Below are 16390 nucleotides of genomic sequence, written 5' to 3'. Positions count from 1 at the left end.
GCATGGCTCCCTAATAGCCTCATCAAAACACGTGGGCATTTTCGATATCGGATAGCCAGCATCAAGTCGGCTTAACCAGATACCCCCTCATCCCCAAAAGTCGTGCAGGTTGTTTGGACGTCAAATCTGACAACTTGTCATAGATATCAATCAGCGGCGTGCCTTTGCTTAGCTCCAGCTCATACAAGGCGACTTTCTCCGCCTGGTACTTGCCATCAGCCATCAAGAAATAGGCTGTGCTTTCTTCCGTGACAGGTTCACGTGTATTTGAGTAGTACATCGGCCCCCCTTTTAGCCAGTCGGTGATATCTACCAGGATTTCGTGCATGGCTTGTCTTTTAGGCCCTCCTTCATAAACGATATCTTTCAGAAAATCACTACGTTCTTTTTCGTCCATTTTGCTGACGGTATTGCGCATTGCAAAGCTGCCGTGCTTAAGCTCAGTGACTTGAGCTTGCTGTTGAGCTGCAGGCGAGATCGTCACTTGTGTAGATGCTGCCGCAAGAACGGCTTGGAAACTGTGGGTGGCTGTGCTTGAGATGGGCTGCTGCTGATTGATGTTTGTGTCAGCTAAAGCAGGTTTAGGTGTTGATGAGTTGATAAGCATGGGGCGCGTCCTGGAGTTGTCTGTTGCAGTCGAGAAAGGCGGGCATATCAATGCTCCGCTTATAGGCCTTCAAGTGAACAGAGATTTATGTGGGCGCAACAAGATAGCCCATCATCCCCAGGAACCGTACGGGTTGCTGTGACGTTAGCTCACACAGATTTTTATAGATCTCGATCAGTGGGGTGCCGTTTCGTAATCCTGTCTCAAGCACTGATATTTTCTGTGATCGGTATTGGCTTGCCGCTGCATTGAAATAGGTTTTGCTTTCTGCAGTTACCAGTTCGCCCGTATTGGAGTAACGGATAGGCCCTCCATGTATCCACTCGGTCAGATCTAACAGCCCTCCTGGGCCATCTCCTTTGCCTGCTATGTCTTCGTAAACCATCCCTTTGAGCAAGTCTCGCAGCATGGCGTCGTCCATTTTGTGAATGGACTCGTCCATGACGAAGACGCTTTTAACGATATTTTCTTGAGGTTTTGGTGGGTTGGGGCTGGGTAAATCGATTTTTGGAATGCCGCCCTGTTTGGAGAGTTCAGCAAGAACCTCACTAAAATTGGAGGAGTTTGCAGAATCAACCTGTCGCTTGTTTTTGACTTGCACAGCAGGTGCGGCTTCGGGGGTGGAAGAGCTAACAAACATGAGTGGGACCTTTTTGAACAGGTATCAAGGCAGGGGCGTGAGGATGACGTCTGGTCGGGGCTTAGAGTTTGTAATAGACGGTGACCGTTATGGGTACATAGGCAGGAGGATAGAGGCCACCAAAGTTAGTTGCGCGAAGCACGACGTATATTGGCCTGCTAGCGTCGCGGTTTCTGAAGTTGTAGGTGGTGAACTCCTTGTCGTACATTGGCACGCAATCGGAAATGCCGTTCCAGCACACATGAGTTGTTGACGAAACCCTGTCGATTTGGTCTCCAGACATATAGGCTTCAACACGCTCAATTTTTGCTCTGGCTGGCAAGGAATGGCCAAACTGGATGGGGTTGAAGCTAAGCTGATAGGTCTCCAGTCTCGTTATCTGGAGAGTGTGTTTTCCCGTCCAGAAGTTCTGCGCGTATGCGTTAGATGTAAACAATAAAAACTGAATGACAATAAATGACGTTAAGTTAAATAGTTTTTTCAATTTTATTCCTTGGTTGGTTCTGTTTTTTATTCTATTCTCCATTTAGGCTGGTTAATTGATGGTTTGTATTGGTAAAGGTGCCTAGTTCGCTGTTTTGATTGTTTATTTTTTCTATTTTTATTAATTAGGTCATTTATTTTTAATGTTTAATTTTTTTTCTATTAATGATTTGATTTTTTAGTTTCTATTCTTGTTTTTTTTTAAATTCACATTAATGCGGAGCGTTCGCAATCAGATATGGTTTATCTGCATTAGGGATCGCAGTGTTTGTTAGTCAGTATGCTTCTGGCTTCACACCCTCAGCCTTGTATTTCTCTGGCAGGTTGCCTTTAGGCATCTAGGGGGAAGCCGCCGAAGGCAGGCTGATGTAGTGCTTAATTATTCGCAGGCTGCATCGAGATGGGTATTAATCGCTGGGGAAGTCACAGACATACTCCCCTGCAGACAAGCTCGAGTAGATTCGGGCTGTGATATGAGGTTCTCTTGGCAAGAGGCTGGCAGGATGAGCCCTCATCACTACCAGCCGTAACGCCCACCTAGCAATCCACCACTCTAGTTTCGCAAGCCCCCACCGCCGCCACAGGCGTCCTGCTTGCCCCCTCCCGATCCCGTCGATCCAATCTCCCCGCCAACACTGTCAGCCCCAAAGCCAGCAACACAATCCCAGCCCCGATCCAGGTGGTATGGATCAATCCCATCCGCTCAACGATCACCCCTCCACCCAATGCGCCGATAGCAATCCCGATATTGAACGCCGCAATGTTCAGCCCGGAGGCCACGTCTACAGCTTGCGGGGCAAAGCGGTGGGCCTGGTTGACGACGTAAATTTGCAGCGCGGGCACGTTCCCGAAGGCAACGCCTCCCCAGGCCAGCACGGTGGCCAGCATCAGCCAACGGTTTGTCGCGGTGACGCTCAGTACCAGCAGCACCACGGCCAGCAGCAGGAAAATCAGTTTCAGGGCAGGGATGGGGCCGTGGCGGTCGGCCAGTTTGCCGCCCCATAGATTGCCTATGGCTACTGACACGCCATAGGCAAGCATCACCCAACCCACGGAGTGGCTGGAAAAGCCCGTGATCTGCTCCAGCATGGGGGCCAGAAACGTGAAGGCGGTAAACGAGCCTCCGTATCCCACGGCGGTCATGGCGTAGACCAGCAGCAGCCGGGGTTGTCCGAAGACGCTTAGCTGCTGACGCAAGGTGGTCGCCTTGCTAGGCGCCACGTTCTTGGGCACAAAGATCAGGCTGCCCAGAAAGGCGATGACGCCCAGTGCGGCAACGGCCAGGAAGGTGATGCGCCAGCCGTATTCCTGGCCGATGAAGGTGCCCAATGGCACTCCGGTTACCAGGGCTACGGTCAGGCCTGTAAACATGATGGCAATGGCACTGGCGGCTTTCTCTTTGGGGACCAGGCTGGCTGCAAGGGTGGAGCCAATGGAAAAGAAAACGCCATGTGCCAGGCCTGTCAGGATGCGGGCGACGATTAGTGATTCATAGCCTGGGGCCTGCCAGGCGACCAGGTTGCCAAGGGTGAACAAGGCCATCAAACCCAGCATCAGAGCTTTGCGGGGGACTTTGCCGGTCAGGGCGGTCAGGACGGGGGCTCCAACCGCAACGCCCAGAGCATAGAGGCTGACCAGCAGTCCGGCAGAGGGCAGGCTGACATTAAGATCAGCCGCAATAGTGGGTAAAAGGCCAACGATGACAAACTCTGTTGTTCCGATGGCAAAGGCACTAATGGTGAGTGCCAGTAAGGCGATAGGCATGATTGCTTCCTTGCGGGGGCTTTGCAAAGATGCCATTGTCTGCTTGCTGATTTATTCGAAAAAGCCCATATTTAGGGAAATACATTTGATTTAAATTCAATAATGAAAACGACTTTTGATGAGTTGCAGGCCTTGATTGCTGTAGTGGATACAGGCGCTATCTCGCGGGCGGCTGAACGTCTTGGCTTGACTGTTTCCGCCGTCAGCCGCAGCTTGAGTCGACTTGAGGAAAAGTTGAGCACCACCTTGCTGCGACGTACTACCCGTCGACTTGAGCTGACTGAGGAAGGTGCCGTTTTCCTGGAGAAAGCCAGAGCGATTGTGGCCAGTGTGGAGGAAGCGGAGGAGGATCTGGCCGTGCGGCGTGAACAGCCTGCCGGGCGTTTACGTGTGGATGCGGCCTCGCCTTTTATCCTGCATTGCGTGATCCCTTTGGTGGGGGGCTACCGGGAGCGTTATCCGCAAGTGCATCTGGAACTGACTAGTAACGAAGGCTGGATTGATCTGTTGGAGCAGCGCACCGATGTGGCGATCCGTATTGGCAGGCTTAAAGACTCCACCTTGCATGCACGGCCTATCGGCAGTTGTCGTTTACGTGTTCTGGCGTCTCCTGCTTATCTGAAAAAGTACGGTCAGCCGCGTGATGTGATGGAGCTGGAAAATCATGTGCTGCTGGGTTTTACCCAGCCCTTAAGCCTGAATGACTGGCCTTTGCCCGCACCGGATGGAATGCCATTGCATATCAAGCCGACTATTGCGGCTTCCAGTGGTGAAACCTTGCGACAATTGGCGCTGGCAGGGCAGGGGATGGTGTGCTTGTCGGACTTCATGACGCATCGGGATCGTGCCGAGGGGTGTTTGGTGGAGGTGCTCCCCAAGCAGGCGCTGGAGATGCGTCAGCCTATCAATGCTGTTTACTATCGCAACACTGCTTTATCGGCCAGGATCTCTACCTTCGTCAGTTATTTGAGTGAATGCTGGGATGCCAATACGGGTGGTTGTAGTGCTGTGGAGCCTCATAAAAAATAATGAGTAGTAATTTCAGGTGCCGCACCGTAGTCGGGGCCTGATTGCTTTCGGGGGAGTTCAAACGGTGACGAATGGTTCTAGCAGCAAGCCTTTGCCGCAGCCAGTGGCGATTCAGCAGGGCAAGCCTCTGGAGGTTTTTTGGTCCTTCTTGAAACTGGGCCTGACCTCATTCGGTGGGCCTATCGCGCATCTTGGATACTTCCGTTCAGAGTTTGTGGAGCGTCGTCGTTGGCTGGATGAGCACAGCTATTCCGATCTGGTCGCCTTGTGTCAGTTCCTGCCCGGACCGGCCAGTAGTCAGGTGGGAATGGCGATTGGCTTGGGGCGTGCGGGCTGGCTGGGTTTGTTGGCGGCATGGACAGGTTTTACTTTGCCCTCGGCAATTGCGCTGATTCTGTTTGCCTTGGGTTTGGCCGGGCTTCAAGGGGTTGCTGAGTCTCCTTGGGTGCATGGCCTCAAGATTGTGGCTGTAGCGATTGTGGCGCAGGCGGTGCTGGGTATGGCTCGTTCTTTATGCCCTGATCGGGGCAGGGCGACATTGGCGATTTTGGCGGCCTTGTTGAGCCTTTTGCTGCCCTCTGCGTTCGGGCAAGTGGCCGCTATTGTGATCACGGGTCTGCTAGCTTGGTGGAAGCTGGATGTGGCCCAGACAGGTGCTGCGCAGGCTCATGTGTATCCAGTATCTCGCAAGGTGGGGATGGCGGCTTTGTTGCTCTTTGCAGGCTTGTTGATTGCCTTGCCTATGTGGGCGGCGCTTATGGGATCGTCCACGGTGCAGCTGCTGGAAGGAGTGTATCGCTCCGGAGCTTTGGTGTTTGGAGGCGGGCATGTGGTCTTGCCTCTGTTGCAGGCCTCGGTGGTGCCCAGCGGGGTAGTCAGCAATGCGGATTTGATGGTGGGCTACGGCGCTGCTCAAGCTGTTCCGGGACCGTTGTTTACCTTTGCAGCGTATATCGGGGCGATTGCTCAAGGGCCCTTGCATGGATGGCTGGGTGGACTGGTTTTACTAGTGGTGATTTTTGTACCGGCGGTTTTAATTTTGATTGGCGTCTTGCCCTTTTGGCAGAGCTTGCGGCACAGAGCAGGAATTCGGACGGCGATGGCCGGTGTGAATGCGGGTGTGGTTGGCATTCTGGGGGCAGCCTTGTATGACCCGGTGTGGACCAGTGCAATTTACAGTCGGGCGGATTTTGGGCTGGCTTTGCTCTTGTTTGGTTTGTTGACGGTAGGGCGTGTGCCACCTGCTGTTGTGGTGTTTTTAGCAGGATTTGGAGCTTGGATGATGTCGTCCTGATACGAACGGCTGCTTGTGTCTCGACGTGTGCTTTCCGTTGCTGAAGATAGAGGTTTTCCCTATGAAAAGGCGGTTTTCTGCTTTATGTGGATAAGCCCTGCAGAAACTGGATAGATGAAAGAAAACCGATCCCCTACGATCAAATTAATTTAAGTCTAAATTAATTAATAAGGCTTAAATTTTTCATTTTTTATGGGCTGTTTGATGGCCTATGAGATTGCCATAAAGGGTAGGGGAAATGAACAAGAAATTATCTAAGATTTTTGGGGTTTTGCTGGCTGGTAGCGTCTTGGCCTGTTCTGCGTTGGGTGTTTCTGGATTGGCGTATGCTCAGGGTGCTAGTCAAGTCCCAAGCCAAAGTGGCGCAGTGAAGAGAAATATTGTTTTGGATAAAGCTGATAATTTCCGAGACTTGGCCGGAGACGGAGAGGCGTACAAGACCAAGGAAGGTCGAGTTCTGAATAAAGGGATTGTTTTTAGATCCAATGCGCTGGAGCTGAGCGAGCAGGATCAGAAGAAAATAGCCGATCTTAATTTAAGAAATATTTATGATTTGCGCACGCCTGGCGAGATCAAGTTAAATCCAGATAGCCCTATTCCTGGAGCGCAGTGGGAGAACAGGAACTTGTTGGGTTGGGATGATGTTGAAAGTGTGCGTACCGGTTTTACTGAGCGCCCGGAAAAGACCCTGGCGGGGGCGGAGGAAATTTACCGTTTGATCAGTAATGACCAACATGCCCGGCAAGAGATAGGAACACTCCTACGGTCTATTGCTGATAGCGATGGCGCACAAGTGTTTCATTGTTCGGGCGGTAAGGATAGAACGGGCTGGGTTTCGGCCATTCTCTTGCATATTGCCGGGGTTTCACGGGATGTGATCGTGCAGGATTTTCTCCTGTCTAACGATTACTCTGTGATGTCTATTAAACAGAGTTTTGATAAAACGGTAGACAAGAAAGGTGTCCAGGCTGCTCTTGCCTTTGCCCCTTTTATGGGCGTTCAGGAAAACTGGATCGAGATCTCTTTTGCAGAGGCTGAAAAGAACTTTGGCTCCATGGACGAGTATGTCACGAAGGGCTTAAACGTCTCCTCGGAGTATCAGCAGAAAATCAAGGACAAGCTGCTGAAGTAAGTTCCTGAGGTTCGACAATCCTTAATGCTTTACTGGAGACACCGCTGTTAGAGTCGCGATGTCTCCAGCCCATCGCTGGTATGCCTGCTTGGATTCAAAGCCGTAGCACCTGTCCTTCATCAAAGGTTTTGCACTGCTGTCTTACCACTGTCCAAAAAACACCCCCGCCTTTTTATACGCATTCGTACCGCGTTCGACTTCTTCTTCCGTCACGGTGGTACGGCGTTTCAGGCTTGTGAACCATTGCAGCAAGCGCTCCCGGCATTCTTCCCGTATGTGCTCATGTTCCGCAGAGCGACCCAGGTCGTTGAACTGTTCTGGATCTGCATGCAGGTCGTAAAGCTGCTCAGGCTCGTCCAGCCAATACACATAGCGCCAGCGGTCGCTGCGCAGGGACCAGGCTCTGGCATTGGACGGTGATTTATCGCGTATCACGCGTGCCAGGCGATAGCTGTAGTCCAGTTCGGAGAACACGCAGTCTCGCCAAGGGGGCTGCTTGCCGTGTAGCAAGGGTTGAAGGTCCCGCCCCTCAAGCCGGTGCGAGGCCAGTGGCAGGCCCAGCCAGGAGAGCATGGTGGGCAGCACATCGACCGCTTCGACCATTCTGTCATCGACCGTCCCACGCGTCGCGTTTGCTTCTGTTGACGGATCGTAGACGATGAAAGGAACCCGCTGCACGGTGTCGTAGAACAGTTCTTTCTCGCCCAGCCAGTGGTCTCCCAGAAAGTCTCCATGATCGGCGGTGAAGATGATCAGGGTGTTGTCCATCAGGCCGTTGCGGGACATGAAGTCGAACAAACGGCCCAGGTGGTCGTCCAATTGGGTGATCAGCCCTTGGTAGGCTGGCCGGACCGTCTCCACACAGGTGTCGCTGGAGAAGCTGACGCATTCTTCTTGCTGGCGGTAGGCCTCTACAACCGGATGCGCGTTGTTTAATTCGGCCTCGTTGCGCACTACGGGCAAGCATTGCTCGGCGCTGTACATATCGTGGTAGGGAGCAGGGGCGATATAGGGCCAGTGTGGTTTGACGTAGCTCAGGTGCAGCACCCAAGGCTCATCCCCCATGCGCTCCATGAAGGATAGGGCCTGGTCCGTCATGTAGGCGGTTTCCGAATGCTTTTCTTCCACCAGAGAGGGGTAGCGGGCATTGCGCATATGCCAGCCACTGACCGCCTCTCCATCCGGGCCGCGTGCGGAGATGACAAAATCTGTCCACGGGTCATCGGACTCATAGCCGTGGCGTCGCAGGTACGCCGGGTAACCGCTTTCTTCTCCCGGTTCGTGGTGGCCGTCGTAGCGGTCTATCTCTTCAAAACCGCCTGTTTTAAGCAGGCGGGCCAGCTCGCTGCCCCCATCCAGTGCCAGTCGTTCCAGCCCTTTGTGGTCGACCATGATGTGGGTTTTGCCCGCCAGCACCAGCTTGTGCCCACCGGCGCGCAAGTATTCGCCCATGGTGACTTCGCCTACCGACAAGGGCACGCGGTTCCAGGTGGCACCGTGGGTAGAGGGGTAGCGGCCCGTGTAATAGCTCATGCGGGATGGGCCGCAGACTCCGGAGTTAACAAAGGCGCGCTCAAAGCGTACCCCCTTGGCGGCCAGTGCATCCAGATTGGGGGTACGAATATGAGGGTGCCCATAGCAGGCCAGATGATCAGCCCGTAGCTGATCGGCCATGATGAACAGGACGTTCTTGCGTTGTGTCATGTCGTTTGTGTTGCTGGTTTATTGCGTGACTTTGAAGCCGGAGGCCTGAATAACGGGTGCCCATTGCTGGCGGAATTGTTCGATGCGGACGCGGGTTTCTTCTGCATTGGCAGACACAGGGACCAATTCATTTTTTAGCAGCGTCTCTTGCAGTGCCGGATCGCTGGTGACTTCCTTGATTGCCTCGCCCAGTTGGGTCACTTTGTCGGCAGGCATGGAGGCGGGGGCGAAGAAAGCATTCCAGCCGGAGGCTTCCAGTTCAACGCCGGATTGTTTCAGGGTGGGGACGTCCGGCAAAGCGGCTTCGCGCTCGCTGCCCGAGGTGGCCAGAATACGGATGCGTTTGCCCTGGTGCTGGGAGGTCAGCACATCTAGCGTATCAATGGCCACGGGCAGAATGCCGCCGATCAGGTCGGTAATGACGGGGGCCGAGCCACGGTAGCCAATGATCTCGCCCTTGGAGCCAATCTGCTGGGACAGCATCAGTCCAAAGAAGTGGGGCAGGCTGCCGGTGGCGGGAACGCCGATATTGAAGGCACCGGGATGTTCCTTGGCCCAGGTGATCAGTTGATCCATGGTCTTAATGTCGCTGTCTGCCGATACGGCCACCCCAAAGCCATATTCGGTCACCATGGAAACCGCTTGAAAGTCGCTGCCGGGCTTGTACGGAATGTCATTGAAAACCAGCGGGGCGACCACCATGATGGCGGGGTTGGCCAAGATCAGCACATTCTTGTCTGCCGCCGTGCTTTTGACGTACTGGGCGGCAATCCGGCCCCCTGCGCCGGTTTTGTTCTCGACCACAATGGGAATACCCAGTTTCTTGTGCAGACCGTCCGACACAATGCGTGCGGCCCGATCAGACGCGCCTCCTGGCGCATAGGGCACAACGACAGTCAGGGTTTCGATAGGGCTTGCTGCGTGGGATAAACCAGTGAACAGCAGTCCTGATAACAGACAGCTTGTTACCGTGGCGCGAAGGCGGTTCTGGGCCATGATTTGTCTCCTTTTTTTGATTTCTATCGGTTTTTACCGCAGCTTAACAAGGGGGGGGATACTTGTTCTAATCAAGTATCTTTAAGGCTAAAGGTCCTCTGATGCCCAGTTCCTCCACGTCTTCCTCTGCCTTGGCAAGCGCCGCTCCGGCTCCTACGCTTCCGGCCATGATGATGTTCCAGCTTTATCGGGCCTGGTCGGCTGGCAACCCGATTTTCATTCGCTTGTGCGAGGGGCGCTTCAATATCACTCGCCGTGAATGGCGCATTCTGGCTATCGCCTGTATGCATCCCGCTCTGACGGGTACAGCATTGGCTGAGGCGGTGTCTCTGGAGTCGGCACGCTGTTCGCGGGCGGTCAGTACTTTGTGTGAGAAGGGCTTGCTGAAGCGGACGCGCGATACCAAAGACACGCGTGTTGTGCATGTCTCGGTGACGGAGCTGGGAATGCAGCGCTACAAGGAAGTCATGCCGATTGTTGTCTCCTTGAATGAGGAGATCTTTCAGGATCTGAGCGCAGCCGAAATGTCGGCACTGAGCAGCATGCTGGACCGGATAAGCAGCCGGGCGGCCTTGATGCTGGAAAGTAATGTGGTGAAGGAACGAGCTCGTCGGAACCGTTGAGGTAGTCCGAGTGTTCACCTGACTGTGCGGGAACAGTGTGTGTACAAGGCCAGAGCTGCATGGGTATTGCTTGCAACTAGGTATATGCGGCTCTGGCTCTGGTAAAAAATATGTTCTAAGTGCTTTGATCTGGCGAGTTTGTGTGTTCCTTCCACCCACCTCCCAAAGCCTTGTACAGATCAATCAAATTGCTAAGCCGCGCCAGGCGTGTCCTGACCAGTGTTTGCTGGCTGCTGTACAGGCTGCGATGTGCATCCAGAACGCTTAGGTAGTCATCTATGCCTTCTTGGAAACGCTGTTCGGCCAGGGTTTGAGCTTCAAGATTGGCCGTGACCGCCAGCTTCTCGGACTGGATCTGCTGGTCTAGCAGGCTCCTGCTTGCCAATCCATCAGCGACCTCCCGGAAAGCGACCTGAATGGTTTTTTCATACTGGGTGATTTCTATCCGTTTGCGCACATGGGCGACCTCCAGATTTGCTAGCAGCGCACCACCCTTGAAAATGGGTAGATTGATACTGGGTAGAAAGCTCCAAGCGCGTGTGCCAGAGTCGAACAGGCCATCTAATGATGCGCTGGCGGTCCCTAAGGACCCTGTCAGGCTGATAGTGGGAAAAAAAGCGGCTCGTGCTGCACCGATATTGGCATTAGCCTCTCGAAGTGTTTGTTCGGCTGCCCGGATATCAGGTCGGCGAACGAGCAGATCGGAGGGCAGGCCGCCGGGCAGATCGGCTACCAGGATCTGGTCCGGCAGCGTGGCGGCTTCATCCAGTTGTCTGGAGAGCTCGGCGCTTAGTGGCTGCCCCAAAAGTAGTACCAGAGCGTTGCGGTCCAAGGCTGCCTGGCGGCTGTAGGTGGCATAGCTGGATTCTGCCTGTCGCAAGGCGACCTCCGCCCGGCGCAGGTCCAGTTGGGTGGCATGGCCCAGCTCTTTTAACTGGCGACTCAATTCGTAGGAACGCTGCTGGGTTGCCAATGTGTCGCTGCTCAGGCGCAGCAACTCCTGGTCGGCCCGTAGCGTCAGATACGTATTGGCCAGCTCGGCGATCAGGCTGGTTTGAGCTGCGATGCGTGTTTCATTCAGGGCCAGGTAGGTGGCCAAGGCCTGTTCGTTCAGACTACGGATGCGGCCCCACAGATCCAGTTCCCAAGCCGTGCTGATGCCGCCCACATCGTAACGACGATTAAGCTGGCTCGTGCCGCCTGAGTTCAGTTCGGCGGGAAGGCGCTCGGATACACCGTGGGCAGCGACTCCCAGTTCTGGCATCAGTTTGGCGCGCTGAATGCGATACAGCGCCTGCGCCGCTTCGACATTCAATGCTGCTGTGCGAAAGTCGCGATTGTTCTCCAGTGAGATTTCAATCAGTTGCTGCAGAAGCGGATCGCTGAAAAAGTCGCGCCAGCCAACTTCTGCAGCGATGACTGCTGCAGACTTAGCCGCTTCTGTGGCAATGGGGGAAGCGGGATACGTAGCCTCGATAGGGGCAGTCGGTCGTTCGTATTTTGGGGCCAGCGTACAGCCTGTCAGCACCAAAGCCAGAGCCAGGGGGCTAAGGTGTCGCACGCGGGGCAGGGAGGGGAAATTCATGTTCATGGTTGTCCTTGCTTCAAGCGTGATGCTGGTCGTTGCTGGCAGGGGCCCGGCGATGCTGACGGCGCAATGCCAGTTTGCGCACCAGCACGTAAAACACAGGGGTTAGCAGCAGGCCGAAAAGGGTGACGCCCAGCATGCCGGCAAATACTGCCACCCCCATGGCGTGGCGCATCTCTGCTCCTGCACCGCTGGCTAACATCAGGGGTACTACGCCAGCGATAAAGGCCAATGAAGTCATCAGGATTGGTCGCAGACGCAGTCGGGCGGCTTCCAGCACTGCCGTCAAGGGATCCGCTCCGGCCTCTTCCTGTGTGCGGGCAAATTCCACAATCAAAATAGCGTTTTTGGCGGCCAGCCCGACCAGCACCACAAAACCAATCTGCGTGAAGATGTTGTTGTCGCCGCCGGACAGCCAGACACCGCCTATAGCCGAGAGCAGGGCCATGGGGGCAATCAGCAAGACAGCAAAGGGCAGGGACCAACTGTTGTATTGCGCGGCCAGAATCAGGAAAGCCAGCAGGACGGCCAGAGGGAAGATGTACAGGGCAGAGTTGCCTGCCTGTTTTTCCTGATAGACCAGGTCCGTCCATTCGTAGACCATGCCTTCGGGCAAGGTTTCTTCAAGGATCTTTTCGATAGCGTCCGTGGCCTGTCCCGAGGAGTAGCCAGGGGCCGGGCCGCCACTGATGTCGGCAGAGGGAAAGCCGTTGTAGCGGATCACCCGGTCCGGGCCGGAGCCTTCGGTCAGGGTCACAAAGGCGTTCAAGGGAATCATGTCGCCTTTGTTGCTGCGCACTTTCAGCAGGCCAATATCTTGGGCCTGGGCGCGGAACGGCGCATCGGCCTGGGCCATAACGCGATAGGTGCGTCCGAAACGGTTGAAGTCGTTGACATACAGCGAGCCCAGATTGATTTGCAAGGTCTCGAATACGTCTGTCATTGATACGCCCAAGGTCTTGGCTTTAACCCGGTCAATCTCCACGTCCAGTTGGGGAGCATTCGTTTGAAAACTGGCCAGCATATTGGCCAGTTCCGGGGCCTGCATGGCTTTGGCCATAATTTGCCCTTGTGCATGTACCAGAGCCTCTAAGCCCAGGCCATCCCTGTCTTCAATTTGCAGTTTGAAGCCACCCATGGCGCCGAGCCCTGGGACGGGTGGGGGTGGGAATATCCCCAAAAAACCATCAGGGATCTGGCTGAACTTGCCCATTAGTTTGCCGGCAATGGCGTTGGCGGACAGCGATGAATCCTGGCGCTCGTCAAAGGGCTTGAGCATGGCGAACATCAGGGCGGAATTGGGTACATTGACGGGCCCGTTGACGGACAGGCCCGGAAACGCAACCACACTTTCCACGCCTGGCTCGGCCAGGGCGATGTCCGACATCTGCTTGACCACCGCTTCAGTACGATCCAGTGAGGCGCCGCTAGGAAGTTGCGCAATGCCCACCAGAAAATACTTGTCCTGCGCGGGTACAAAGCCGTTGGGGACTTGGTGAAAACCCAGCCAGGTCATGCCGATAAAGCCGATATACAGCACCAGCACAATCGCACTGCCACGGACGGCACGGCGCACCGTCGTTACGTAGGAAGTGGCAGCGCGGTCAAAGAAACGATTAAAGAGACGGAAGAGTCCGCCAAACAGAGTATCGATCAGCCGTGTCAGCCAGTCTGGACGGGTCTTGCTGTTGTGAGGTTTCAGCAAAATGGCAGCCAGTGCGGGTGACAGGGTCAAGGAGTTGATGGCCGACAAAATGGTGGAAATCACAATCGTCAGGGCGAACTGTCGATAGAACTCGCCTTGCAGACCGGACAGGAATGCGGAGGGGATAAAAACTGCTGCCAAAACGGATGTGATGGCAATAATGGGGCCGGTTACTTCATCCATGGCCTTGAAAGCCGCTTGCTTGGGTGACTCGCCCAGCGCCATGTGCCGTTCCACGTTTTCAACCACCACAATGGCATCGTCCACCACAATCCCGATGGACAGGACCAGCCCGAACAGAGAGAGCGTATTCAGGGAGAAACCAAAGATATGCATTAAGGCGAAAGTGCCTATCAAGGACACCGGTACGGCGACCAGCGGGATGATGGAAGCCCGCCAGGTCTGCAGAAAAAGGACAACCACAATCACCACCAGCAAGACGGCTTCCAGTAGTGTGATGGCGACGGATTGCAAGGAGGCCCGAACGAATACCGTCGGGTCGTAGGCAATGCGGTATTCAATGTCCTGTGGAAAACCGCCTTGAAGTTCTTGCATCTTGGCGCGTACCGCATTGGAGACATCAATGGCATTGGCACCAGGACTTTGAATGATTTGCAGGGCCGGGGCGGATTCGCCATTGAGCAAACTGCGCAGCGTGTAGCCATCTGCTCCCAAAGAGATTCGGGCCACATCGCGTAGGCGGGTCACTTGCCCGTCCTCGCCTGTCTTGACCACAATCTCGCCGAACTGTTCTTCCGTGGACAGGCGCCCCAAGGTATTGACGGTGACTTGAAACGCGGAATCCGCATTGGGCTGTTGCCCCACCGAACCGGCGGCAACTTGTACGTTCTGTTCGCGCAAGGCCGCCACAATGTCGCTGGCTGTCAAACCACGTGTTGCCACGCTGGACGGGTCCAGCCAGATGCGCATGGAGTATTCTCCGGCTCCCCAGACCAGCACATCGCCTACTCCGGGAAGACGAGCGAGTTCGTCGCGCACCTGCCGGATGGCAAAGTTGGACAGATACAAAGAATCGTAGCGTTTTTCCGGGGAGACCAGATGGACCACCATCAGTACATCTGGCGATGTTTTCTGCGTGACCACCCCGATGCGCTGCACTTCTTCAGGCAGGCGTGGCAGGGCGCGGGAAACCCGGTTCTGTACCTGGATCTGCGCCATGTCGGCATCCGTTCCCTGCTTGAAGGCGATGGTCAGGACCATCTGGCCGTCGGTCGCCATTTGGGAGTTCATGTACAGCATGTTCTCCACGCCGTTGATGGCTTGTTCCAGCGGCGCAGCTACCGTGTCGGCAATGACTTCTGGATTGGCGCCTGGATATTTGGCGCTTACCTGGACGGTAGGGGGCGTGACCGCCGGATATTCGCTAAGCGGTAGTTGCCAGAAGGACAGGGCACCGGCGATCAGCATCAACAAGGACAGCACGATGGCAAAGATGGGCCGGGCGATGAAAAAGTGCGGGAACTTCATGGCTGGGCCTCCGCAGGACGGATTGCAGCGCTTGCTGTTTCAGTGACCGCCTGCATGGAAACCATGTGGGGAGTGATGTTCATGCCCGGGCGTACCAGGCCCTTGATGATCACTTTTTCCCCTGTTTGCAGGCCTGCTTTGATGACGCGCAAACCATCGACCATGGGTCCGGTCTCGACTACTCGGTACTGGGCTTGATTGTTCTGGTCCACAACCAGTACATATCTTTTTCCTTGATCGGTGCCTACGGCCTGATCATCAATCAAAATAGCCGCCTGTTCTGCTCCCGTGGCCAGCCGGATGCGAGCAAACAAGCCGGGTGCCAGCATGGCGTCGGGGTTGGGTACGACGGCGCGAGCCCGTATGGTCCCGGTGCTGCGGTCAATCTGGTTTCCGACGAAATCCAGCTTCCCTTGGTACGGGAAACCCTGATCAGTTGTCAGTCCAATGGATACGGGCAGCGCAGAGGCTTTGTTATCTTTTTCTGCTCGGGTCTGACGGATGGCCTTCAGGTAGGTGGCTTCGTCTATATCGAAGTAGGCATAAATGGGGTCGGTGGACACGATGGTGGTTAACAAGCTGGCTTTGTCAGTGGCACCGCCATTGACCAGATTGCCTTCCGTGACCAATACCCGATCCACTCGACCTGCGATGGGTGAGCGGATATGGGTGTAGGACAGCTCCAGTTGGGCGGCGGCAACATCTGCTTTGGCAACCTGGACCTGGGCTTGGTGAGCATTGCGTGTGGCCAACGCATCATCGTATTGCTTGCGGGAAACTGCGCCGGTCTCAACCAGTTTCTGGGCTCGGTTCAGATCGTCTTGCGCTTGTTTGGACAGAACTTCGGCCCGGCGTAGTTGTGCTGTTGCGGTGTCCAGTGTTACCTGAAAGGGGCGCGGGTCTATATGAAACAGAGGCTCCCCTTTACGCACCAGACTGCCCTCTGGCACGCTGACCGCTTCGATCGCGCCGCTAACACGCGAACGTAGTTCTACGGATTGAGGGGCAGCAAGAAATCCGGTGAAATCCGTAGAAGGATGTATGGTCCGCTCCAGGACTTGAGCAACAGGCACGGAGGGGCCCGCTGGCGCACTGGTGGCTTCTTGTGGCGGTTCTGCTGCCTTGTCTTTATGATCGGAACCATCGCGGGCAGCGTAGGCGGTTCCGACTGCGGCAATGGCGCTTGCCGCTAAAGCAAATTTGAATGTTCGACGCATGGCTGTATCCCTTTTTTGCAGCAGGGCTCCGGCCCGTCCGAAGCATCTGTGCAAAGTTGTTTGCCAAGGCTAGGCATTACAACGATTGGAAGGTCAAGGTTCGCCAGCACTTCTTTTTAA

13 protein-coding genes are annotated in these 16390 nt (G+C 55.1%); 4 read left to right on the top strand and 9 right to left on the bottom strand.

What is annotated here, in order from left to right; all coding sequences use genetic code 11:
- Window positions 1-61: 61 nt before the first annotated feature.
- The 4 genes from OSH09_RS13820 to OSH09_RS13805 all read right to left on the bottom strand — a co-directional run bounded on the left by OSH09_RS13820 (window position 62) and on the right by OSH09_RS13805 (window position 3494).
- Complete coding sequence (locus OSH09_RS13820) at window positions 62-607, bottom strand: type 2 periplasmic-binding domain-containing protein (protein WP_266121292.1); 546 nt, start codon at window positions 605-607, stop codon at window positions 62-64.
- An 85-nt stretch (window positions 608-692) separates the two neighbouring features.
- A complete protein-coding gene (locus tag OSH09_RS13815; protein WP_266121291.1) occupies window positions 693-1247 on the bottom strand; it encodes a hypothetical protein in 555 nt (184 codons plus the stop codon).
- A 61-nt stretch (window positions 1248-1308) separates the two neighbouring features.
- On the bottom strand, window positions 1309-1731 hold the full coding sequence (locus tag OSH09_RS13810; protein WP_266121290.1) for a hypothetical protein: 423 nt from the start codon (window positions 1729-1731) through the stop codon (window positions 1309-1311).
- A gap of 536 nt (window positions 1732-2267) precedes the next feature.
- Window positions 2268-3494, bottom strand: coding sequence for an MFS transporter (locus OSH09_RS13805; RefSeq protein WP_266121289.1), 1227 nt, complete (start codon window positions 3492-3494; stop codon window positions 2268-2270).
- Between the two features lie 102 nt (window positions 3495-3596).
- Here OSH09_RS13805 and OSH09_RS13800 point away from each other — a divergent pair, with 102 nt between their 5' ends.
- From OSH09_RS13800 to OSH09_RS13790, 3 genes are all read left to right on the top strand, one after another.
- Entirely contained in the window at window positions 3597-4523 is a 927-nt protein-coding gene (locus OSH09_RS13800; protein WP_266121288.1) for a LysR substrate-binding domain-containing protein, read from the top strand.
- 64 nt (window positions 4524-4587) lie between these two features.
- A complete protein-coding gene (gene chrA, locus OSH09_RS13795; RefSeq protein WP_376912326.1) occupies window positions 4588-5817 on the top strand; it encodes a chromate efflux transporter in 1230 nt (409 codons plus the stop codon).
- Between the two features lie 238 nt (window positions 5818-6055).
- Window positions 6056-6949 (top strand): tyrosine-protein phosphatase, encoded by an 894-nt coding sequence (locus OSH09_RS13790; protein WP_266121287.1) that lies wholly within the window; start codon window positions 6056-6058, stop codon window positions 6947-6949.
- Between the two features lie 141 nt (window positions 6950-7090).
- Here the strand turns inward: OSH09_RS13790 and OSH09_RS13785 are convergent, their stop codons facing one another.
- Together OSH09_RS13785 and OSH09_RS13780 are read right to left on the bottom strand one after the other, a co-directional pair.
- Entirely contained in the window at window positions 7091-8653 is a 1563-nt protein-coding gene (locus OSH09_RS13785) for a sulfatase-like hydrolase/transferase (RefSeq protein ID WP_266121286.1), read from the bottom strand.
- Window positions 8654-8671: 18 nt separating this feature from the next.
- Window positions 8672-9649 (bottom strand): tripartite tricarboxylate transporter substrate-binding protein, encoded by a 978-nt coding sequence (locus tag OSH09_RS13780; RefSeq protein ID WP_266121285.1) that lies wholly within the window; start codon window positions 9647-9649, stop codon window positions 8672-8674.
- A 101-nt stretch (window positions 9650-9750) separates the two neighbouring features.
- Between OSH09_RS13780 and OSH09_RS13775 the strand changes: the two genes are divergently transcribed.
- The gene (locus tag OSH09_RS13775) at window positions 9751-10272 is read left to right on the top strand and encodes a MarR family winged helix-turn-helix transcriptional regulator (protein WP_266121284.1); all 522 of its coding nucleotides are present in this window, start codon (window positions 9751-9753) and stop codon (window positions 10270-10272) included.
- A 115-nt stretch (window positions 10273-10387) separates the two neighbouring features.
- On the opposite strand, the gene OSH09_RS13770 is transcribed toward OSH09_RS13775, so the two are convergent.
- The 3 genes from OSH09_RS13770 to OSH09_RS13760 are packed head-to-tail and all read right to left on the bottom strand — an operon-like array spanning window position 10388 to window position 16270.
- Window positions 10388-11863 carry an efflux transporter outer membrane subunit gene (locus OSH09_RS13770; protein ID WP_323178765.1) on the bottom strand — a complete coding sequence of 492 codons (1476 nt, stop codon included), beginning with the start codon at window positions 11861-11863 and terminating at the stop codon, window positions 10388-10390.
- Window positions 11864-11876: 13 nt separating this feature from the next.
- Complete coding sequence (locus tag OSH09_RS13765; protein WP_207873146.1) at window positions 11877-15053, bottom strand: efflux RND transporter permease subunit; 3177 nt, start codon at window positions 15051-15053, stop codon at window positions 11877-11879.
- Window positions 15050-16270 (bottom strand): efflux RND transporter periplasmic adaptor subunit, encoded by a 1221-nt coding sequence (locus OSH09_RS13760; RefSeq protein ID WP_266121282.1) that lies wholly within the window; start codon window positions 16268-16270, stop codon window positions 15050-15052. Before OSH09_RS13760 ends, OSH09_RS13765 begins: the two co-directional genes overlap by 4 nt.
- Window positions 16271-16390: the final 120 nt, after the last annotated feature.

This window comes from Alcaligenes parafaecalis (genome assembly GCF_026344135.1).
GTDB classification, from domain to species: domain Bacteria; phylum Pseudomonadota; class Gammaproteobacteria; order Burkholderiales; family Burkholderiaceae_B; genus Alcaligenes; species Alcaligenes parafaecalis.
This window is presented reverse-complemented; position numbering and strand designations above follow the sequence as displayed.

What these genes read in the sequence shown, in the direction of transcription:
- OSH09_RS13815 (WP_266121291.1), bottom strand. Translation starts at nt 1,247, where the DNA reads ATGTTTGTTAGCTCTTCCACCCCCGAAGCCGCACCTGCTGTGCAAGTC.
- OSH09_RS13800 (WP_266121288.1), top strand. Translation starts at nt 3,597, where the DNA reads ATGAAAACGACTTTTGATGAGTTGCAGGCCTTGATTGCTGTAGTGGAT.
- OSH09_RS13820 (WP_266121292.1), bottom strand. Translation starts at nt 607, where the DNA reads ATGCTTATCAACTCATCAACACCTAAACCTGCTTTAGCTGACACAAAC.
- OSH09_RS13775 (WP_266121284.1), top strand. Translation starts at nt 9,751, where the DNA reads ATGCCCAGTTCCTCCACGTCTTCCTCTGCCTTGGCAAGCGCCGCTCCG.
- OSH09_RS13785 (WP_266121286.1), bottom strand. Translation starts at nt 8,653, where the DNA reads ATGACACAACGCAAGAACGTCCTGTTCATCATGGCCGATCAGCTACGG.
- OSH09_RS13760 (WP_266121282.1), bottom strand. Translation starts at nt 16,270, where the DNA reads ATGCGTCGAACATTCAAATTTGCTTTAGCGGCAAGCGCCATTGCCGCA.
- OSH09_RS13770 (WP_323178765.1), bottom strand. Translation starts at nt 11,863, where the DNA reads ATGAACATGAATTTCCCCTCCCTGCCCCGCGTGCGACACCTTAGCCCC.
- OSH09_RS13790 (WP_266121287.1), top strand. Translation starts at nt 6,056, where the DNA reads ATGAACAAGAAATTATCTAAGATTTTTGGGGTTTTGCTGGCTGGTAGC.
- OSH09_RS13765 (WP_207873146.1), bottom strand. Translation starts at nt 15,053, where the DNA reads ATGAAGTTCCCGCACTTTTTCATCGCCCGGCCCATCTTTGCCATCGTG.
- OSH09_RS13805 (WP_266121289.1), bottom strand. Translation starts at nt 3,494, where the DNA reads ATGCCTATCGCCTTACTGGCACTCACCATTAGTGCCTTTGCCATCGGA.
- OSH09_RS13780 (WP_266121285.1), bottom strand. Translation starts at nt 9,649, where the DNA reads ATGGCCCAGAACCGCCTTCGCGCCACGGTAACAAGCTGTCTGTTATCA.